Source organism: Vibrio hepatarius (assembly GCF_001274785.1).
Lineage (GTDB): Bacteria > Pseudomonadota > Gammaproteobacteria > Enterobacterales > Vibrionaceae > Vibrio > Vibrio hepatarius.
Genome location: NZ_LHPI01000019.1, coordinates 120,220 through 142,473 on the forward strand (window position 1 = coordinate 120,220; position 22,254 = coordinate 142,473).

Here is a 22,254-nt window from a genome sequence, read left to right on the forward strand (position 1 = left end):
TTGTGAAGATCGCTCCACAAGCATTGGCTTACTTAGCGTTTGATATGCATAACCACTTGATTTAGTTCGTTCACGTTGTTTTGCAAGTCAATCACGATTGGCTCAACTTGGTTAATGGCATCACTCATATCGGACGACAAGTTCTTGATGTTGGCCAAGTTACCCGATATCTCATCACTAACAGTTAGCTGCTCCTCCGTTGCTGCGGCGATAGAAGTGTTGAGGTTATGAATCTCTGACGCAGAGTTTTTGATCGTTGTCAGTGCTTCATTGGCAATGCCCATGTTACTTCTCGTCAACTGCATCTGCTCGGCGCTATTGTGAATCGTTTGTGTGGATTGTTTAGCTTTATCTTGCAGAGATAAGATGATGGTTTCAATTTCGCCGGTTGAATCCTGAGTTCTTTGGGCGAGCGAGCGAACTTCGTCTGCTACGACCGCAAAACCTCGGCCTTGTTCACCCGCTCGAGCGGCTTCTATTGCGGCATTGAGGGCAAGCAAGTTGGTTTGTTCAGCAATACCTTTGATGACATCAAGGACATTACCGACGTTATTGGATTCTTCCGCTAAATGTTCAATGATCTCTGAGGTAATCGTAAACTCTGACTCTAAGCGACTAAAGTCAGATGTGGTCGTTTCAAACACCTCTTTGCTGGTAATTGCTTCTTTCTCGGCACTGCCTGCATACTCTTCAGCTAGGTTTGTGTTTTCTGAAACATTAGAAAGGGCTGTGGTCATCTCTTCCATCGCGGTAGCGGCGAGTTCCATCTCTTGGCTTTGTTGACCTGCTAAATCAATATTTTTTCGGGTGATATCCTGCATCGTTTCCGAAATATGCGAGATAGTTCGGTTTACTTGGTCAATTTTGTTCACCGTATTCGCGTAGCTTGCCAGCACTTTATTAATGGTGGTACTAATGATCCCTAACTCGTCTTTGCGAGTATCGTCGGTTCTTAGCGTGAGGTCAGAATCATCGTCCACTTTTTGCAGTATGTTCGCCATGGTATCGATTGGTTTAACCACTTTGCGGTTGACCATTACGTAGCCAAGAATCGCAATGGCAAACACGGCGATTAACGAGATGTTACCGATTAACACCACTGTTTTAACCTGTTGAGCTTGAGCTTCAAATTGAGCGGAAGTTCGCGCTTCAAGTTCTTTGAAAAACTCATCAATCGGCGCCATGATTTTGGCTTTCTCTTGATGGTACTGCTTGGAATGCAGCAACTCTACCGCCATTTGATTGTCTGGCGTTCCACGTACCGAATAGTTACCGTTAGCGTCAGGGAACAGGCCTTTAACGGCATTCATCGCTTTAACTTCCATATTGACGAGCGCGTCGGAGTTATTTTGTGCTTCCTCGAGCAATTTGAATTCGGTCTCGGTAAACCCTAAGTTTTCCATCATGGTATGGAGGGAGATGCGCTCACCATCTGGTTTCGGTTTTTGACCGTAATTAAGCACTAGATCCCAATAGATCGTGTGATAGTTTTCTGGACGGGGGATGTCCCCATTGCGGATTGCTAAGATGTCCATGTACATCTTCTCGTAGTCTTCGTTCCCTGTAACTACGTATGTTCTTCCTAAGCGAGTTAGGTCATCTGAGCTTTGGCGTAATTCGTCAGCCGCTTGATAGGACTGATAGCGTACTGAGGCCATATCATCCAGTTCTTGCAAAAGGCTGCTGAGCTGAAAGATGGTTACTACACTAATGATTATTCCCAAACCAATTACACCAAACACTACTTTCATCGTGTTGTTAATCGTCATAGCACTAAGTCCCAATAAGTGCCGGGCCAAACTAAGATGAAACCGTTATCTAACGTGTTCCCCTTAAGCCGATAGTTTTCCAGCAAAGTGTTAAATCCTAGAAAATATAAGGAACTGAAGCTCTAATATTTATATTTAACAGTTCCATCAATAATACTAGTCAATAATTAATGCTTTAGTTGAGGAATTTGAGGGAAAATTAATAGAGAAGAAAAGTAGGGTTTGTTTTCGTGAAAAAGCGCCCATTTTGGGCGCTTGAATTGCAAACAATATCTTAATTAACCAGCTATATCCTACTTACTTCAAACAACTACATACGTAGGGCCAATGTATAAAGTAAGTCAGCGGAGTTATCGTAGATCTTGAATGGCAATGTGGTCCATGTCAGTGAATACTTGGTTTTCGCCCACCATACCCCAGATGAAAGTGTACGCTTGCGTACCCACACCTGAGTGGATTGACCAACTTGGAGAAATAACGGCTTGCTCGTTGCGAACAATAAGATGACGGGTTTGCTGTGGTTCGCCCATAAAGTGGAAAACCGCGCTGTCTTCTTGCATGCCAAAGTAGAAGTACACTTCCATACGACGGTCATGAGTATGGCAAGGCATAGTGTTCCAAAGCGAACCCTGTTCAAGCTTGGTTAGACCCATAAGTAGCTGGCACGTTGGTAGTACGTCAGGAACGATGTACTTGTAAATCGTACGCTTGTTGCTTGTTTCGCTATCGCCAAGTGTGACTGGTGATGCTTCTTCAAGCGTAATACGCTTATTTGGGTAATTCGTGTGTGCTGGCGCGCAGTTGTAGTAGAACTTAGCTGGCGCATCTGCATTGTTACTGCTGAAAGAAACTTCACGTGCGCCCATACCGATGTACAGTGCTTCTTGAGAATTAACCGTGTATGTCTCGCCATCAACAGTGATAACACCGTCACCACCTACGTTGATCACGCCAAGCTCGCGGCGTTGAAGAAAGTACTCTACACCGATCTTCTTGCCCAGGTCTGCATCGAGTTCAACCTGAGTATTCACTGGCTTAACGCCACCAAATACGATTCGGTCGATATGACTGTAGGTCATGGTCAACTGGTCTGCGACAAAGATATCTTCTACAAGAAACTCATTACGCAGTTCTTCAGTATCTAGCTGTTTTGCATGCTCACTGTGAATAGCTTGACGAATTTGCATTCTACTTCTCTCTTTATTTTTTGTCCGAATGTTCGGGAACCATAAATTGTATGAACGAATCCTAGCACTTTGATGACCGTCATTTCCAATTTGAAATGCTGTTTTACTATTTAGGTCACATAATTGAAATTAGTAATTTAATTAAAATGAAAAGGTGTTTTAAAAACATTGAATGAAATGTTGGCGTTAAGTATAGTGACAGCAATTAAATAAGATTTGGTGTGGATCATGCACGACAAGAAAGTAGCGATCATCGGCGAATGTATGGTGGAGCTACGCAAAACAGAAGATGGCATTGAGAAGGCATTTGGTGGCGATACGCTGAATACCGCGCTGTACATGTCTCGTTTAGCCAAGCAAAACCAGCAAGCTTTTCAGGTCAGCTACTTTACCGCGTTAGGTGAAGATAAATTGAGTGACGACATGGTGTCTGCGTGGCAAAGCGAAGGCATTGATGCCAGTCAGGTGAGTCGTTATGCCGATAAACTGCCTGGCCTCTATATGATCGAAAACCGCCCGTGTGGCGAACGTGATTTCTTTTACTGGCGCAATGATGCTGCGGTGAGGCAATGGTTAAGCCGCGAAGACCCAGAGCATCTTTATCAAAGCCTAAAGCAATACGATGTGATTTATCTTAGCGGCATCACGCTGGCCATTCTGACCGCCAATCAAAGCACTTTACTGATCAATCTGCTTAAACGACTCAAAGCCGAAGGTTGTGTGATTGCCTTTGATACCAACTACCGGCCGAATCTATGGCTGACTAAAGCCCAAGCGCAGCAAAGATTCATTCAGCTTTATCAACTGAGCGACATCGCATTACTGACTTTTGAAGACGAACAGTTGCTGTTCGGTGATGACTCGACTCAAGCGACGCTTGAACGCCTACGTGAATTTAACATCTCGCAACTGGTGATCAAATCCGGTGCCGACGGTTGCATGGTTATAACGAACGAAACCGAGCAGTGGGTGACAACGGATGAAGTGCCACACGTCGTTGATACCACCGCCGCAGGCGATTCGTTTAACGCTGGCTATCTGTACCAATGGCTTGTGACTCAGGATTGCATCAAAGCAGCGCGTGCCGGACATACCTTAGCAGGCACTGTTATACAGCATAAAGGCGCGGTGATTGATATCCAGCACATGCCTTTGATTTCTAATTAATCCTTGGAGAGGAATATGAGTAATTTATCGCTTGAGCAACAGCTGCGTAATGTCAAAGTTGTGCCTGTTATTGCTATCAAAGATGCAGCATTGGCCGTGCCACTTGCAAAAACCTTAGTCGATAATGGTCTGCCGTGCGCTGAAGTGACGTTCCGTACTGAAGCGGGCCAAGAGTCAATTCGTCTGATGCGTGAAGCTTACCCGGATATGTTGATTGGTGCAGGCACAGTTCTCACTACACAACAAGTGGATCAAGCGATTGAAGCTGGCGTTGATTTTATTGTTAGCCCAGGTCTTAACCCAACGGTTGTAAAGTACGCTCAGCAACGTGGTGTGGTGATTGTACCTGGCGTGAACAACCCAAGCTTGGTCGAGCAAGCCATGGAATTAGGACTGAAAACGCTCAAGTTCTTCCCGGCAAGTGCGTCAGGTGGTACTGCGATGCTTAAAGCGCTTAGCGCGGTTTACCCAGTAGAGTTTATGCCAACTGGTGGCGTTTCGGCTGCCAATATCGAATCGTATCTCGATATTCCTAGTGTGCTTGCTTGTGGCGGCACTTGGATGGTGCCTAGTGATCTGATTGACGCGCAAGACTGGGCAACAATTGGCAAGCTGGTGGAAGAAGTAGTTTCCGCTCTGGCTGAGCAATAGGGTATAGGGGTAGCCTTCATGATGGCAAAAAGCAGTCGTAAGCTTGCCTTGTATTTTCCGTTCTTGAACTGGTTACCCCAAGTAACCTCACACACACTAAAGGCGGACTTTTGGGCGGGGTTAACCGGCGCAATTATCGTTCTGCCACAAGGTGTTGCGTATGCAATGATCGCTGGTTTACCGCCCGAATACGGTTTGTACACAGCGATCATACCTGCCATCCTCGCCGCATTATTTGGCTCTTCTCATCATTTGATCTCGGGGCCAACCGCTGCACTTTCCGTGATCGTATTTACTACCGTCAGCCAGTTTGCTGAGCCGGGCACATCACTTTATATCCAGTTGTGTTTCACGCTGACGCTGTGCGCAGGGATCGTGCAACTGTTGTTTGGACTGCTGCGTTTTGGCGCGGTGGTGAATTTTGTCTCTCACTCGGTCGTGCTGGGTTTTACTGCTGGGGCGGCAGTGATCATCGCGGTTAGCCAGCTTAAGCACGTGTTGGGATTAAGCTACGCGTCTGGTGAGACGGCTATCGAGAACATTAACCTGCTATTTTCTCATTTGGCTGAACTCGACATCAAAGAGATGATCATCGGTTTGGTCACCATTGCGACTTGTGTATTAGTCAAGCAGGCTGCGCCAAAAGCGCCACACATGCTGTTAGCCACTCTGGTGGCAATGGGCGCTGCGTATGGCATGAATTTATCTGGCAACGACGTGGCGTTAGTGGGCGAAGTAAGCAGCGCCTACTTGAGTTTATCTTCACCGTTTACTGGTTTTAGCCATTTCGAGCCAATGCTCGGTGGCATCATTGCTGTAGCCATGCTGGGTTTGGTTGAAGCGATTTCGATCGGCCGTTCTGTGGCGATCAAGTCTCGCCAGCAACTCGACAGCAATCAAGAATTTATCGGCCAAGGCTTATCAAATGTCGTGGGCTCTTTCTTCTCTTGTTATGTCTCTTCTGGGTCGTTTACCCGTAGTGGGGTGAACTATAGCAGCGGAGCCAAAACGCCGTTAGCTGCCGTATTTGCTGGCTTGATTCTATTGGTCATCATGGCGCTGTTTGTTCAATACGCGGCGTATATTCCAATTGCAGGTATGGGCGGTTTGTTGCTGGTGGTGGCATGGAACTTAGTCGACTTCCACCACATTAGAACGCTGGTTGAACAAGATATCAAAGAAACGGTGGTGTTGGTCACGACCTTTGTCGCCGCACTGTTGCTGCATTTGGAGTGGGCGATCTACGTTGGTGTTGCCGCGTCATTGTTTTTCTATTTACGCCGGACTTCACAGCCTGTGATCGAGTCGCTGACTTCGGAGTTAGTCAATCTGGAAGATAAAGACGTTGAAGTTATTCGTATCAACGGTTCGATCTTCTTTGGCTGTGTTCAATATCTCAACCAAGAGTTGCAAAACATCACCGCAAAGCGAGTGATCATTCTTGGTCGCGGGATCAATTTCATTGACCACCTCGGTGTGCAAATGCTCGATGACTATATCGCAAGCAGCGGTCGTCAGGTTTACTTCTGCCGATTTAAATCGAAGGCAAAAGAGGCGTTACTCAGCGGCTCTAAACATGTTCAAGAAGAGAACTTTTCCGAGCGCTTAACCCCTTTATTAACTTTGACTTCTAGGAAGTAACACTATGAACGTACTTGTAACTGGTGGATGCGGTTACATCGGTAGCCACGCGTGTGTCGCGTTACACCATGCCGGGCATACACCAATCGTATTGGATAACTACTCAAACAGTCATCCAAGCGTGGTAGGCCGAATCGAAGAACTGAATGGCACCCCTCTGACGGTTTATCAAAGTGACATTCGAGACAGCAAAGCATTGGCGAGAGTGTTTGCCGAGCAAGACATTGGCGCGGTGATGCACTTTGCTGGCTTGAAAGCCGTGGGCGAGTCCGTGGCTAAACCGCTGGAATACTACGACAACAATGTTACTGGCACGTTGAACTTGCTAGCCGCAATGCGTGAGGCGCAAGTCAGCAAACTGATCTTCAGCTCTTCAGCCACGGTTTACGGTGACCCTGCTGTCGTTCCGATTGATGAACACAGCCAAACTGGCGGAACAACCAACCCTTACGGCACCAGCAAATATATGGTTGAGCGATGTCTTGCGGATTTCGCCAACGCCAATTCGGACTGGAGCATCACGTTATTGCGTTACTTCAATCCTATTGGGGCGCACCCAAGCGGCCGAATAGGTGAAGACCCAAGTGGAATTCCAAACAATCTGATGCCGTTTATCACGCAGGTAGCGATAGGTCGCCGCGAAGCGCTGTCTATTTTTGGCAACGACTACCCAACCGAAGACGGAACCGGAGTGCGAGACTACATCCACGTTGAAGATCTGGTTGACGGTCATGTGGCGGCACTGGAAAAACGTGGCGACGTTGCTGGTTTGCATGTTTACAACCTAGGGACGGGTAATGGCGTCAGTGTATTGCAGATGGTGAACGCGATGAATGGCGTGTTGGGACGAGATCTTCCGGTTCGAATGGAAGCACGCCGCGCGGGTGATATTGCAGAGTGTTTCGCTAATCCGGCGAAAGCTGAACAAGAATTGGGTTGGAAAGCGAAGTACAGCTTAACAGACATGGTTGAACATAGCTGGAACTGGCAACAGTCGAACCCGAACGGATACCAATCTTAAATTAAGGAACCCACATGTTGGAAACATTTGATGTCTCTGAACATCCACACCGTCGTTACAACCCATTGAGCGGTGAATGGGTGCTGGTGTCACCTCATCGTGCAAAGCGTCCATGGCACGGACAGCAAGAAACACCGAGCATCGAGCAGTTGTCGACCTACGAGCCGGATTGCTTTTTATGCCCGACGAACACCCGCGTAAGCGGCGATGTTAACCCAGATTACAAAGGAACGTTTGTGTTCAAAAACGACTTTGCCGCGCTAACAACAGAAACACCAGAATCGCCAGTAAGCGATGATCCTCTGTTTCAGATGCACAGCGCAAAGGGCGAGAGCCGCGTGATCTGTTTCTCTCCTGACCATAGCCGCACTTTGCCAGAACTGGAATTGGATGAGTTGGACCAAGTGGTTTCGACTTGGATCCAGCAAACCGATGAACTGAGCCAATCGTACCCTTGGGTTCAAGTGTTTGAAAACAAAGGTGAGACGATGGGCTGCTCACAGCCGCACCCGCATGGGCAGATTTGGGCAAACAGCTTTATTCCGACCTTGGTTGAGAAAAAAGAACTACATCAGCAGCGCTATTTTGCTGAGCACGGCACCCCAATGCTGTTGGATTACGTTCAGCGTGAACTGGATTCTGGCGAACGAATCGTAGTGGAGACCGAGCATTGGGTGGCGTTAGTCCCTTACTGGGCGGCATGGCCATTTGAAACCTTGTTGTTACCAAAAGAGAAAGCGGGCCGTTTAACAGAGCTGTCATTGGCACAGCAGCAAGACCTTTCTCTCGCGCTAAAACAGTTAACAACACGTTATGACAACCTGTTTAAGTGTTCCTTCCCATATTCAATGGGCTGGCACGGTGCGCCGTTTACTGAAGGGAATCCAAGTGAACATTGGCAGGTGCATGCCTGTTTTTATCCACCTCTACTGCGTAGTGCGACAGTCCGTAAGTTTATGGTGGGTTACGAAATGTTGGCGGAGAGCCAGCGTGACCTTACGCCAGAGCAAGCTGCAGAGCGTCTGCGTAACGTCAGCGACGTGCATTTCAAATCTGCACAGAGTGAGTAAGAAGCGAGTCACATAACATAGAGTCAAAATTTTTTTGTCTTTATTTTTTAGTGAAACGATGTTTCAATATAATGGAATTTGCGTTTTCTTTTTTGGGAAGGGGCAAGAAACAAAAAAGGTAAAATAAAAATGGTATTAGATGCTTTTAATCTAGAAGGTAAAGTTGCGTTGGTAACGGGTTGTAATACCGGGCTAGGGCAAGGCATGGCAGTTGCACTCGCTCAAGCAGGTTGTGACATTGTTGGCGTGAACTATTCAGACGCGGAAGACACGCCAAGCTTAGTTGAAGCGGCGGGTCGAAAGTTCCATCCAATCACGGCCGATCTCAGCGATCACTCAGTTATCCCTTCCGTGATCGAGCAGGCGGTTAGCCTTGCAGGTCGTGTCGACGTTTTGGTCAACAACGCAGGTATTATCCGTCGTGAAGATGCGATCGATTTCAGCGAGAAAGACTGGGATGACGTGATGGATCTGAACGTGAAGTCTGTATTCTTCCTTAGCCAAGCGGTGGCAAGACAGTTCAAAGCGCAAAACAGCGGCGGCAAGATCATCAACATCGCTTCGATGCTTTCGTTCCAAGGCGGGATTCGCGTGCCTTCTTACACAGCATCTAAGAGTGCGGTTATGGGCATTACTCGTTTGCTTGCTAACGAATGGGCAGCACAAGGCGTGAACGTTAATGCGATTGCACCGGGTTACATGGCGACTAACAACACTGCTGCGCTACGTGCAGACGAAGAACGTAACCAAGCCATTTTAGAACGTATTCCTGCTCAACGTTGGGGTTTACCAAGTGACTTAGCTGGCCCGGTGGTCTTTTTGGCATCGCCTGCCTCCGATTATGTCAACGGTTACACCGTGGCGGTCGATGGCGGTTGGCTGGCACGATAAACAACTTAGGCTGCGTTGCAGCCTTTTTTTGAATTTAAATTTAAAAGTGAAAAGGTGTTTTAAAAAATGTGAGCGGTGGTTGTGTTTGATTTTTGATAAGCCGATACACTAACGCCATTACATTTGTGAACCCTTTTCTTTGCGTTGCAAAGGTGTTGAGAGATTTTTTATGACCGAAGCTATTACCTTACGTCCGTTGCCAAAAGCGCTGGACGAGCAGAGAGTGATTGACCATTTACCAACGGTAGTGGAATCGATTAAGCGAAACATTCCTAAGATTGGCGAGCGTAACCCGAAGATTGGTACCGAAAACAACCAATGGGATTACTGTGGTCAGTTTGACTGGGTATCTTCGTTCTGGACAGGTGAGTTGTGGCTTTGCTACCAGATGACCGCTGACCAACAATTTAAAAACAGCGCAAAGCTGCGTAAGCGCTACTTTGCCGACATGTTGTTGGACCCGTTTTGGTTAGACCACGACCTAGGTTTTCAATACAGCTTGAGCTGCGTTGCGGACTACAACCTAACCGGTGATGAAGAGTCAAAAATGATGGCGATCCGCGCGGCTGACCATCTTATTCATCGTTTCAGAAAAATTGGTGGCTACATTGTCGCGTGGAATGATACCCATCCATTGGGGCCTGAAATCACCCAGGGTAAATCGATCATCGACTCGCTACAGAATACGGCTCTGTTGTTCTGGGCGGCGAAGGTAACGGGCTCTTCGGTTTACGCTCATGCGGCGAAAACGCACAGCGAAACATTGGCAAAACACATTGTTCGTGACGATTTCTCAACTTACCACTCGTTCAATTTTGATCCTGTAACTCAACAGCCGATCAAAGGCGAAACTTTCCAAGGTTACGCAGACGACTCTTGTTGGGCGCGCGGTCAATCGTGGGCGGTGCATGGTTTTGCGCAAACTTACCTATACACAGGTGAAGAGAAGTTCCTGACACTGGCGAAAAAGCTGGCTCGTTACGCGGTGGAACAGATCACTGATGATGGTGTACCAGTTTGGGACTACTCATTGCCAGCAGATGAAATTCAATACAAAGACAGTTCAGCGGGTGCGATTACCGCGGCAGGTTTACTGCTGATTGCACAATGCATTGAAGATGCAGAAGAAGCCAAACAGTACCGTGATTGGGGTCTATACCTGCTGCAAGGTCTGATGGATACGTGTGACCTGACGGGCGATGAGAATGCGCTTGGTCTACTGGCTCACGGTGCATCGTTCGTCAAAGTTGGCCTGTGCGACAACATGTTGCCATACGGTGATTACTACTACCTAGAAGCGCTGATGCGCGCTAATGGCTACCAGAACTTCTTCTGGTAATTATTCGATTTCTTACGGGGGAGTCACCCCCGTTCTACCCACATTTTTGGAGCATATCATGACCAAGGTTGCCTCTCGTAAAGGTCATATGACCCTGCCTGTAGAAGTCGGTCAGGAAGACGTTGTGCTGGATCTTTACCAGCGTTGGCAAGCGGATGCGTTACGTGACAGTGACGGCACCAGCATGCCAGATTCATTGGCAGAACAAGACAGCGACATCTACTCAGTGATGTGTCTTGTGCGCGCAGACCAAGACTACGCTAATCAGCACCCTGAATATCTTCACCGCAAATATCTGATGTCTTTCCCTGTGACGGCAATGAGTGACAGCGTGACTATTCAACCATTGGATGGCTACAGCAAAGACAAATATGAGCTGGACGACGACAGCGATCCTAAACAGTGGTGGGAAGTTCGAAACCGCACCACAGGTGAAGTGATCTCGGTTGATAACTGGTCGTTTGACGCGCAGACGCAGAGCGTTGAAGTTATCAACGTGACTCGTTACCACGAGTACACAGTGACGTTTATGGCTCGCCAAGTTTGGGACAGCGTGTCAATGTACAACGCGCTAACCAATGACTGGGATGGCCCACGCATCAAGAGTCTTGACCCTTACCACCCAGAGTGCCGCGCGCATCTGCTTAAGCACTTCCAACACTGGTTAGAGACGCATCCAAACACCACAGTCGTGCGTTTTACGACGTTCGCGTTCCTGTTTGTGATCGATACTGGCGAACAGAACCAAGACATCTACCGCGACTGGACGGGTTACGGTGAAACAGTCAGCCCACGTGCGTTACAGGATTTTGAAAAGCGCTTTGGCTACAAGTTATCGCCAGAAGACTTTGTGGATGCCGGTTACTACAACGGCACCTACAAAGTGCCATCACAGCAATACCGCGACTGGATGACATTCGTGCAAGAGTTCGTGGTCGAGTTTGCCGCGGAATTGGTGAAAATGGCGCACGATGCAGGTAAGCGCACAGCGATGTTCCAGGGCGACCACTGGATCGGAACTGAACCATTCTTAGCGAGCTACCAGCAAATTGGTATCGACATTAACGTTGGTGCGGTGGAAGACGGTGTTGCACTGCGTCGTTTGACGGATTCGGGCGGTGATCAAATCCGTGAAGCACGTTTCTACCCGTACTTCTTCCCAGATGTGTTCAGTGAAGGCAATGACCCAGTAGTGGAATCTATGTCGAACTGGACTAAGATCCGCCGTGCGATGCTACAAAAGCCGCTTGATCGTATTGGTTACGGTGGTTATTTGTCTTTGGCGAACAAGTTCCCGCACTTTATCGACCACGTTACTGATATTTCTCAGCAGTTTGGTGAGTATCTCGACAATACTCAGCGCACAGAATCACAAAAACTGCCGGGTAAAGTAGCTGTACTCAGTGCCTGGGGGGAAGCGCGTAGCTGGTTGCAGAACCAAGCTCGTGACCAGCGTTTTTATGTGCCGCCTCGTCCGGACGTGATGGAGCTGGTGGGTAACAACCTGCTTGAGTGTCTGTCTGGGCTACCGTTTGATGTGGAATTCATTAGCTTTGATGACATCAAACAAAACGGCATCGACCCTGAAATCAAAGTCATCATCAATACTGGCGACGCAAACTCGGCATGGAGTGGCGATGAATGCTGGGATGACGCAGACATCATCGTTAAGTTGCGTGAGTTTGTGGCTCTTGGCGGCGGTCTACTGGGTGTATCGGATCCTTCTGCCTACCAGAAAAACGGCCGCTACTTCCAGCTGGGTGATGTATTCGGTCTAGAGAAAGAGACGTCTCTGACTATGGGTCGAGTAGCGATGCCGCTTGAAATTGCTCAAGACCACTATCTGAGCCAGTTTATTACCGGCAACGAAGACTTTGGTAACGCAAGCTATGTGTATCCGCAAGCGCAGGATCTAACCGTGATTGCGGCTCAAGGCCAGCACTTGGCGTTTACGGCGCGTAATTATGGTCAAGGCCGTGCGGTTTACCTAGGTAACCTGCCATTCACCATGGACAACGCACGTTTACTGCAATACGTGTTGATTTGGTTAGCACAGCAAGAAAGCACCTCCTTTAGCTGGTTGTCAGCCAACCCGAACGTTGACGTTGCGTTTTATCCGCACACCAACAAAGCGGCGGCGGTGAACTTTAGCGACCAACCGCAGACTGCGATGGTATGCAATACCGAAGGCCGCGTCGTTGAAATCAGCTTAGAGCCGTATCAATGGATATGGTTGGATAATTAATCTGAATATAGAAGGCGCGTGAGCGCCTTCTTTTTTATATAGGGATCGACGTTCCAATGATTTCTCAGCATTTGATGAATATTCAATCTGCGGTGACCGATGAAATCATCCGCCAACAGTATGAGGTATACCCTCGAGCCAGTTGGTACAAGCATTTATCTAATTGGCAGCAAAGTTTCTGCCATGAGAGCGGTTGGTACGATATTGATTTGCCGGATGCTGAGCAAGATGGTGAAGTCATGCGTACCTACTTACAGCGAGTATTGTTGTTGGCGTGCGAATATCGCAGCAATCAAAGCTCAGTGGCGGCTGAGCTGGCGCTAGAGGCTCTGCAATATTGGTATCGTGTTAATCCACAGAACTGGAACTGGTGGTGGAATCAGATCGGCAAGCAGCGTTTGTTAGGCCCGATAGCTTTGTTGCTGTCATCGAAACTAACCCCTGCATTAAAAGCGCAGTTGAGTGCCGATTTCCCAACCTGCGCGACGATGACGGGTGCGAACAAAGCTGACCTTGCCCACGCTATGGCATTTGGCGCACTGCTAAGCAGCGATGAAACACGGTTCAAAGCCGCGATGGAAGACATCTGTAACACTATCTGTGTGACCGAAGATGAAGGTATTCAGGCCGATTACTCTTACCAACAACACGGCCCGCAATTGCAAAACGGTGGCTACGGCGAGTCGTTTTACAACGTAGCGCTGCCTTGGTGTTATGCCACGCACAATACGCCATTTGCATTTCCAAAACATCTTCAGTGGATACTGGGCGAATACTTCTTGCTCGGTAGCGTCTGGATGACTCGAAATGGCCAGTGGGATTACAACGTATGTGGTAGGGCGATTGCCAAACCCGATCTGGAAAAGCCTTATAGTAGCGAGATTCTTGGCGCGCAAGCTCGGATGCTGAAAGCGGTTTTTCCTCAGGATGCTTGTTTATTTGACAGCTACATTGCGCACTTGAATGGTGACAGCTATCCCTTCGTTGGCTACAAGCATTTTTGGCGCTCTGACTATGCAGTGTCGGTATCAGACCGTTACTCAGTGACGGTGAAAGCCAACTCATCGCGGACTAAGCCAATCGAAACCGGTAACCAGGAAAACTTGCTCGGGTATTGGTTAGGTTTTGGCAGCATGAATATTGGGGTTAATGGGTTGGAATACCGCGATATCTTCCCAATGTGGGATTGGTGTCGGGTTCCTGGCGTGACCAACCCGCAAGTCGCAATGCCCGCGCATGAGTGGGGTAGAATTGAGCAGCACACCCATTGGACGGGAGGCGTATCGAATAGTCGCTGGGGCATTTTTACGTTTGAACTAGACGTGCAGCAAACTCAAGCTCTGAAATCATGGTTCTTCTTTGGCGATATTGTGGTTGCGTTGGGGGCAGGTATTCGTTCAACTCATCCGCAGCCAGTCGTCACGACCATTAACCAGTGCCATTATGAAAGTCGATTGTGGAGAGATGGTATCGCTGAATCTGGCGAGCTCAATGCTCACGTGCAGCATTGGCTTCATCATGGCAACGTCGGTTATGTGTTGCACAGTGCCAGTGCTGATCTGAAGTGCGAAACGCGCTCTTCTTCTTGGCAGTTGATTAACCAACATTTGAGTGACCACCGCCTAGACGCAGAAGTGTTTGAGCTGACAATTAACCATGGTGTTTGCCCAAATGACGCGAGCTATCAATATACACTCTTACCAGGCGCGAATGTTGAGCAAACGCGGCAATACGCTGACGCACCCAAGGCGCGAGTGATATCGAATAGCAAGCGCACTCAAGCGGTGATGCTCGATAAGTGGATCGGTTGCGTGTTTTATCAAGCGGCGACGTTGAACCTCGAAAGTGGATTGTCGATCCAAGTCGATCAACCATGCGTAATTGCGTGTGAGAGCGAAGCGCATTGTTATAGCCTTTCCGTGGCAACGCCAGGACGTGGTACCACTGTAAACATTGTGATTGTTGAGCAAGGGCGCACATACCAAACGCAAATGTGTACACATTCAGATGCAGCCAGATTAGGTGAAAGTGTCCATTGTTACATTACCAAAAGCGTCAAATCTTGCGTTTAATTGTTTGAGCAATAGCGTTCTATTTCACCCTCTATTTTATACATTAAGGTGCTTACGCACCTTATTTTGTATTAACGAGGGATAGCTTAGATCTCTGGCAACAGTTTGTAAGTAACGAATGAATGCAATCGCTCAAAATAAGATCAAAACCATATTTTCACAAAAATAAAATACAATTTCATTTTGTTGGTTGTAATGTGGGGCGAGTGTTTAAAGTCGATGAAAAGAACACATCTCACCGTTTTTATAACTACCTTACGCGAGAACAATAAGATGAAATTAAAACTCACTGCAAAACAATGGGTGCTCCCCGCACTCTTAATATGCCAGCCTGCTTTGGCGAATGAATTAACGACATTATCGCAACGTGTTGCACCAGATTTTGCTATTGCTGAATCAGTAAAAGTTCAGAGCAAAGACGACACCCTAGAACAACTCACGGCGCAGTATATTGCTTCACAGCAAGCGGATGGTAGCTGGCCAGATATTGATTACAGCGTGATCCTCACCGACGAAGCCCCATTTCGTGCTCACCTAGATCGTATCGTCACCTTGGCTTCTGCGTCTCACTTAAATAACGATGTCAACGCCGCGCAAGCTGCGATTTTGGCGATTGATTATTGGTACTCAACCGACCGTACGAGTAAAAACTGGTGGTGGAACGAAATTGGTAAACAGTTGAGATTAGGTCCTGCCGCTTTAATGTTGGGTGACCAGTTACCAACAAGCTTAATTAACTCAATCGCCGCAGATATGCCGTTAGCGCCATATAAAACTGGTGCCAACCGGACCGATATTTCTAAAGGCGTCATATTTGGCGGACTACTCAATAACGATCCGTTACAAGTTCAAAAAGGTCTAGATGGTATTGAAGAAACCATTATTGTGACGGAAGACGAAGGTGTGCAGTCCGATTACTCGTTCCAACAACACGGCCCACAGTTGTACATCGGTGGTTATGGTGAAGTCTTCTTTGGCGCGGCTTCTTACTGGGCGTACCAAGTGCGTGACTTACAATGGAAGTTTGCCGCAGACAAGGTCGATGTGTTGGTGAACTATTTCCTTGAAGGGGTTCGCTGGGCAAACAGCCATGGCACATTGGATTACAACTCCCGTGGGCGAGGTATCAGCCGATCGGCAACTTTGGATCGAACCAGTCTTATCAATCAAGCGGATTACATTGCGGCACTGAAACCGAGCAGAGCCACCGAAGCTGCTCAATTTAAGCAACATATCCAGGGTATGAACTCAGGGCTTGAAGGTTACAAGCAGTTCTGGCGCTCGGATTATGCGACCAAAATTGGCGCTGACCACTTTATCGGTATCAAGATGAACTCCAACCGCATTCGTCCAACGGAAGCGGGCAACGGTGAAAACTTACTGGGTAACTGGTTGGGTTTCGGTAGTACCTTTATCATGCAGCGTGGGGATGAGTACCACAACTTATTCCCAGTGTGGAACTGGGCTCTAGTTCCGGGTGTTACCTCGCCACAGTTCGCGACTAAACCAGCAGACTGGGGCCGTATCGAAATGCAAACGTCTTTCGTCGGTGGTGTCTCTGACGGCACATACGGCGTGTCGGTCATGGATATGGACGCGTATTCTACGCAAGCCAAGAAAGCATGGTTTAGCTTTAAAGATGAACTGGTTGCTCTTGGCGCGGGAATCGCATCGACGCGTACAGAATATGTGAATACTACCGTTAACCAAACCCGCTTGAATGGCCCGGTCACTGTGGATGGACAGGTCTATCAAAAAGGCAGTCGCCAACTTGTGGGTTCTTCTTGGGTTCATCATGATGGCGTTGGCTACGTCTTCCCAGATTTCTGGTACGGTCAGATGGAAAACGATACCAAGCAAGGTAACTGGCGTGCGATCAACAACGGTCAGCCGGATCAAGTGGTATCGGATGACGTGTTTATGCTGAGAATCGGTCACAGTTGGCAGCCAACCAATGCGTCTTACCAGTACATTATTTTACCTGAAAGCACGGCCAACGATACTCAGGCATATGCAGCGAATAAGCCAATCACTGTCCTGAGTAATACTGATACGCTACAAGCGGTTACTCACAGCCAGCTTAAGGTCACGGGAATTGTTTTCCACCAAGCAGGAAGCCTTGTACTGAGCAGCGGCAAAGAGATCGCGGTTGATAAACCAAGCGTGGTATTGGTGAACGAATCTAAAGCCGAACCTGAAGTGACTGTTGCTACGCCGGGTAAGGGCACGCAAGTCAACGTGACTTTGACCAATAACGGACAAGCGCAAGCGACAACGGTTGTGACGTCAGCAGAGAAACGTTGGATGGGTAAAAGTGTGGTGGTGGATTTCAACGCGCCAGTATTACCACCGCAAAAAGAAACCGTGGCGGCTCAATCGGATGCTTTCGTGCGTGACGGTCAGTACGCTTCACAAAGCTATGGCAACAACAGCTATCTAGTGGTGAAAAGTGATGGTAGCGGTTATAGCCGTAAAACCGCATTGAAATTTGACCTAACCGGCTTGGATCTTACCAGTTCGTCAACAGCGTTGTTGCGCTTACACATCCGTAACGTCAACGCGGATGCTAGCCGTGATATTACCGTTTCTCGTTTGTCGGGCTCTAACTGGCAAGAGAGTAATCTAACTTGGAATACTCTACCTGCTGTCGACCAAGTTGGTGCAAGCGTGGCGATCACGCCAAGCCAGATCGGTACCTGGTTGGAAGTGGATGTCAGCAATTTGATTCAAGCGGGCACTCTTTCCCTGTTGCTGGAAAACAATGGTCCAGCAAGTGGCAAGTCAGATGTCAGTTTCTCTAGTCGAGAAAGTGGTAGTGGTCCAGAGTTGATAGTGACACCATAAAAACAAAGCCCAGCGATATCGCTGGGCTTTTTAGTTTCTGAGTCAAACAAGTCAAAGGAGTCAAAGCTTAGCGAGTTTTCTCGCTGTTAATCACATCTTGCAGCTTTTCTTCTAGCTCGGCCACTTTCTCTGGCATCTGCTCTGCTAAGTTCACCACTTGACCAACATCGTCATGAAGGTCGAACAGCTGCGGTTTAGATAAGTTGCCTTTTTCATTGCCTGTGTATTGGCAGACAAAATCATCGTCGTGTGGCGGAATGTAAGCATAGCGCTGGTCACGGAAGACTTTCTTGTATTGCATCCCTTCTAGCACCATTGAGTCTCTACCATGTGTATCGCGGCCAGTTAACGTCTCAAGTAGTGCTTGGCTATCTGGTGCTTCTACCGAATCAAGCGGCTGATTCACTATTTGTGCGAACGAATGATACAAGTCAACCTGATTGAACAGTGCGTCGGTTTCGCCTGGTTGAATTTGCGCAGGCCAGCGAACAATAAACGGTACTCGGGTTCCGCCTTCAAACAGACTGTATTTGCCTCCGCGCAGTGGGCCAGCCATGCGATGATCACCGTTAAACTCAACCGCTTGATCCTTATAACCGTCGTTCAATACTGGACCATTGTCACTCGAGAAGATCACTAGCGTGTTGTCTTTCAGGCCCAGCGATTCTAATCGATCTAACACCTTACCGATGCACCAGTCCATTTCGACGATCACATCGCCGCGTACACCATGAGGCGTCACACCTCTAAAGCGTGGGTTCGGGATGCGCGGGACGTGTGGTTGGTGCAGAGCGTAGTAGAGGAAAAACGGTTCATCTTGATTCCGCTCGATAAACTCAATCGCTTTGTCCGCGAATACTTCTCCCATGGTCTCATCGTCCCAAATAGCGGATTGACCACCGCGCATGTGACCGATACGGCTGACGCCATTGATGATGGTGCCGTCGTGACCATGATCGTACATCACATCCAATAGCTCTGGGTTATGACGACCAGTGGGTACGTCAGCAAACGCTTTATCCCAGTCGTAGGTCACTTCAATTGGGTCAGCAGGGTCAAGATCATCGACATGACGATTGTCGATGTAGACACACGGTACGCGGTCATTGGTCGCGGCCATAATATACGAATCGTCAAAGCCAACATCGTTAGGCGTGCCTTGAATTTCGCGATTGAAATCGAGGTCACCATCACCGAGACCAAGGTGCCATTTACCGACAATACCGGTTCGGTAACCGACTTTTTGCAGCATTTTCGGCATGGTGTTGTCGCGAATGCCGATGATCTGCGGTGCGTCGCCCGGCAGTACCGCAGCATCTGGGTTGCGCCACGGGTAAGAGCCAGTTAATAAGCTATAACGCGAAGGGGTACAGGTCGCCGCAGTCGCGTAACCTTGGTGGAATTTAAGACCTTCTTCAGCCAATTTGTCTAGGTTCGGTGTTGGAATGTCGTTGGCGCCATAGCAGCTAACGTCGCCAAAACCTAAGTCGTCAGCGTAGATGATGATGATATTTGGGTGCTTAGTGTCACTCATTCGTTATCCTTGATTGGTAAATAGTGGGTACGGCAATAGCTCTGCGAGCACGTTGTCGGTCACCCAAGGGTCATTGGTTCGCACCAGTTCTTCCGCTAAAGCAGCGAGTAAACTGCGCTCTAAAGGTGCGCTTGGGGTGAAGGAAAGATTGTGGAGTTGATAAGGGTCGTGGTGGTTATCGAAAAACAGTATGCGGCTTAAGTTAGCGTTACCGTCGATTTCTAATGCTAATGAATAGCGGTTGGTTTTGATTCCACGGCTGACAGGGAAGTAGTCAACCACCTTATTGTCATGGTCGCGTTTGCCATCAATGTTCTTGATATACAGCGCGCTCTTTGGCAACTCAGTGCCGATATCGGTTTTGAATGCCGACGCTAAATTTCGGCCATGAATGCCTCTTGGGCTGAGTGAATCCAGCCCCATCGCGCCCAAAATAGTCGGCATGATGTCGGCACTGCTTAGGAATACAGGGTTTTGCTTTGCGTGATTCTGCTGAGCCGTTTTAACGATAAAAGGCACCGAGAACGCTTCGTTATAGATGCAGTTCTTGGCGTCGTTTACGCCTTGGCTACATAAGGTTTCGCCGTGGTCGCTGGTAAACACCACAACGGTGTTATCCCATTCGCCGAGTGCTTTCAGTGTCTCGACCAAGCGACCGAACTCACTGTCTGTTCCCGTCACATTGGCAAAGTAATAGGGCGCGCTATGTGCCTTCTCGAGGCTTGTATCGGCATTGTCACGCAGCAACAGCTCATCTATTGGCGTGTCTTTGTAACGTAGCCAATCCTCTAAGCGGCAATCGTCAAGACTGTCATATGGGCTGTGCGGCGGGTTCATTGAAATAAACAGCGCAAATGGTTTGTCTCCGTCGCGCTCGCCATTCTCATTTTTTAGGTACTCAATCGCCTTGTCGGTTTCATGTTCTGCCGACCACACCTTTGGCTCATGACGACGACCGTGGGTGTCGTAGTAGTGCGGATTGTTGTGCTCATCAAACGTACCGTAACCATACCAATAATCGATGCCATGACGGCGTTGCGGCTCGGTGTATGAGTCCCAAGCGGGAACATTTGGGTCAACATAGTGGCCAGGCTTAGCTGGATCGTTTGGCGTTGGGACGTCCAAATGCCACTTACCGATGTAACCGATGTGATAGCCAGCCATGGAAAGGGCATCTGTAAAGCAAATCGCGGTTTCGGGTAACTCGGAGTTCACGCGGTCTGAGTTACAGTTTAGCGGTACGCCGCTGCGTGACGGAAATTGTCCGGTCATTAGGCTGCCACGGTGCGGGCTACAAACCGGGCAGTTGCTCACGGCGTTGTTGAGCAGAGTCGATTGCTTGATAAAAGCGTCAAGGTTCGGTGTGTAAACAGGGTCTCCCACACCGGGAATAAAATCGCGATAGTCGGGATCTTGCCAGATACCCAACGACATCAGTCGGAACTGATCGGGGAAGACATAAAGTAGATTGGGCTTTTTCATGATTCACAATAGTAAAGAATTTAAAATATTATATTGAAACGTCGTTTTAAAATTGTTGTTTGTGATCACGGATTGATAATAAATTAAAATGGCGTTTTAAAATAAAGCGTCAATAATGCAAAAGGCGTAGTTCAAGTGTCACTCATCATTCCCACCAGTAAAGTTAAAGCAAAGCGTCCGTTTCATATTCTGTCTAAACCGATTGGACCTCTGTGTAACCTGGACTGCGAGTATTGCTTCTATCTCGACAAAACCGACTATTACCCAGAAACCAGGCAGTTTGATATGGGTGACACCACGCTAGAGGCACACGTAAAAAACTACATTGAGAGTCAACCGGTTGGCTGTCGTGAAGTGACATTTGGTTGGCAGGGCGGGGAACCTACACTTAGAGGGTTGGATTTTTTTCGTCAAGCGGTGGCGTTACAGCAGAAGTACGCGCGTCCGGGAATGAAGATCATCAATACTCTACAAACCAACGGCGTGCTGATTAACGACAACTGGGCTGCCTTTCTTAAACAGCACGAGTTTTTGGTTGGCATCAGTATCGATGGTGACGAAGAGCTGCATGACCACTATCGTAAAACACGCAGCGGTAAAGGTTCTTATCGTCAGGTAGTTCAAGGTCTGCAGGTACTGCAAAAGCATCAGGTTGACACTAACGTGCTGACCGTCATTCAAAACCACAATGGCGACCATGGCAAACGGGTTTACCGACACTTAAAACAACTCGGGGTGAGGTTTATTCAGTTCATCCCGATTGTTGAGCCAGAAAAAGGCAAAGGTGTCTCTGAGCGAAGCGTATCACCAGCGCAGTTTGGTCAGTTTATGGTGGATGTGTTTGAAGAGTGGCGCAAAGGGGATATCGGCAAGGTGTACGTTAGCCACTTTGATAATGCGCTTGGCATGCACTTAGGGATGCCGTCGTCTATCTGTGTCCATGCACCTCAGTGCGGTGAGAACCTAGTGGTCGAGCATAATGGCGACGTATATAGCTGCGACCATTTTGTCTATCCAGAGTTTAAAGTCGGCAACATCAATCAGCGTGATTATCCTGACTTGATTGAAACGCCCATCCAGCAACAGTTTTCTACCCGAAAGCCGATTGGTAGCCAAACCCATTGTCAGCGATGCGACCAGCGTTCGCTTTGTCATGGTGCTTGCCCTGCGCAGCGCATCGATGAAAATGGCGAGCTCTCAATTTCAGCTAAGCACTACCTGTGCGAAGGGTATTATCAACTGTTCTCACACCTTCGCCCTTATCTTGATGCGATGGGACAATGTTTGCACCGCGGACTACCACCGCTGTATTACGCAAGATTTATGCGCCAGAACTAAGCT

At 48.2% G+C, this 22,254-nt stretch carries 15 protein-coding genes; 11 read left to right on the plus strand and 4 right to left on the minus strand.

Translation table 11 applies throughout. From position 1 onward, the window contains the following. Positions 1–32: 32 nt before the first annotated feature. Positions 33–1,769, minus strand: a complete 1,737-nt coding sequence (locus tag AKJ31_RS17485) for a methyl-accepting chemotaxis protein (RefSeq protein WP_053410361.1) — start codon at positions 1,767–1,769, stop codon at positions 33–35. A 350-nt stretch (positions 1,770–2,119) separates the two neighbouring features. Then, positions 2,120–2,956, minus strand: coding sequence for a 5-dehydro-4-deoxy-D-glucuronate isomerase (gene kduI / locus AKJ31_RS17490; RefSeq protein WP_053410362.1), 837 nt, complete (start codon positions 2,954–2,956; stop codon positions 2,120–2,122). Between the two features lie 228 nt (positions 2,957–3,184). Between kduI and kdgK the strand changes: the two genes are divergently transcribed. The 10 genes from kdgK (at position 3,185) to AKJ31_RS17540 (ending at position 17,897) form a co-directional block, all read left to right on the plus strand. After that, entirely contained in the window at positions 3,185–4,123 is a 939-nt protein-coding gene (kdgK, locus tag AKJ31_RS17495; RefSeq protein WP_053410363.1) for a 2-dehydro-3-deoxygluconokinase, read from the plus strand. 15 nt (positions 4,124–4,138) lie between these two features. Beyond that, positions 4,139–4,774: a bifunctional 4-hydroxy-2-oxoglutarate aldolase/2-dehydro-3-deoxy-phosphogluconate aldolase gene (locus AKJ31_RS17500; protein ID WP_053410364.1), complete on the plus strand. Its 636-nt coding sequence runs from the start codon at positions 4,139–4,141 to the stop codon at positions 4,772–4,774. An 18-nt stretch (positions 4,775–4,792) separates the two neighbouring features. After that, positions 4,793–6,415 (plus strand): SulP family inorganic anion transporter, encoded by a 1,623-nt coding sequence (locus tag AKJ31_RS17505; protein WP_053410365.1) that lies wholly within the window; start codon positions 4,793–4,795, stop codon positions 6,413–6,415. A 4-nt stretch (positions 6,416–6,419) separates the two neighbouring features. Then, on the plus strand, positions 6,420–7,436 hold the full coding sequence (gene galE, locus AKJ31_RS17510) for a UDP-glucose 4-epimerase GalE (protein WP_053410366.1): 1,017 nt from the start codon (positions 6,420–6,422) through the stop codon (positions 7,434–7,436). A gap of 14 nt (positions 7,437–7,450) precedes the next feature. Next, a complete protein-coding gene (locus tag AKJ31_RS17515) occupies positions 7,451–8,506 on the plus strand; it encodes a UDP-glucose--hexose-1-phosphate uridylyltransferase (protein WP_053410367.1) in 1,056 nt (351 codons plus the stop codon). Positions 8,507–8,635: 129 nt separating this feature from the next. Continuing rightward, positions 8,636–9,397 (plus strand): 2-dehydro-3-deoxy-D-gluconate 5-dehydrogenase KduD, encoded by a 762-nt coding sequence (kduD, locus tag AKJ31_RS17520; protein WP_053410368.1) that lies wholly within the window; start codon positions 8,636–8,638, stop codon positions 9,395–9,397. A gap of 169 nt (positions 9,398–9,566) precedes the next feature. After that, on the plus strand, positions 9,567–10,736 hold the full coding sequence (locus AKJ31_RS17525; protein WP_053410369.1) for a glycoside hydrolase family 88 protein: 1,170 nt from the start codon (positions 9,567–9,569) through the stop codon (positions 10,734–10,736). 58 nt (positions 10,737–10,794) lie between these two features. Beyond that, positions 10,795–12,981: a 1,3-beta-galactosyl-N-acetylhexosamine phosphorylase gene (gnpA, locus tag AKJ31_RS17530; RefSeq protein WP_053410370.1), complete on the plus strand. Its 2,187-nt coding sequence runs from the start codon at positions 10,795–10,797 to the stop codon at positions 12,979–12,981. Between the two features lie 56 nt (positions 12,982–13,037). Continuing rightward, positions 13,038–15,053 (plus strand): polysaccharide lyase family 8 super-sandwich domain-containing protein, encoded by a 2,016-nt coding sequence (locus AKJ31_RS17535; RefSeq protein ID WP_053410371.1) that lies wholly within the window; start codon positions 13,038–13,040, stop codon positions 15,051–15,053. Positions 15,054–15,326: 273 nt separating this feature from the next. Next, positions 15,327–17,897 (plus strand): polysaccharide lyase family 8 super-sandwich domain-containing protein, encoded by a 2,571-nt coding sequence (locus AKJ31_RS17540; RefSeq protein WP_053410372.1) that lies wholly within the window; start codon positions 15,327–15,329, stop codon positions 17,895–17,897. A gap of 67 nt (positions 17,898–17,964) precedes the next feature. On the opposite strand, the gene AKJ31_RS17545 is transcribed toward AKJ31_RS17540, so the two are convergent. Both AKJ31_RS17545 and AKJ31_RS17550 read right to left on the minus strand, forming a co-directional pair. Beyond that, positions 17,965–19,431: a sulfatase family protein gene (locus AKJ31_RS17545; protein WP_053410373.1), complete on the minus strand. Its 1,467-nt coding sequence runs from the start codon at positions 19,429–19,431 to the stop codon at positions 17,965–17,967. 3 nt (positions 19,432–19,434) lie between these two features. Next, a complete protein-coding gene (locus tag AKJ31_RS17550) occupies positions 19,435–20,913 on the minus strand; it encodes a sulfatase family protein (RefSeq protein WP_053410374.1) in 1,479 nt (492 codons plus the stop codon). Positions 20,914–21,048: 135 nt separating this feature from the next. Between AKJ31_RS17550 and AKJ31_RS17555 the strand changes: the two genes are divergently transcribed. Beyond that, positions 21,049–22,251, plus strand: coding sequence for an anaerobic sulfatase maturase (locus AKJ31_RS17555; protein ID WP_053410375.1), 1,203 nt, complete (start codon positions 21,049–21,051; stop codon positions 22,249–22,251). The last annotated feature ends 3 nt before the right edge of the window (positions 22,252–22,254 follow it).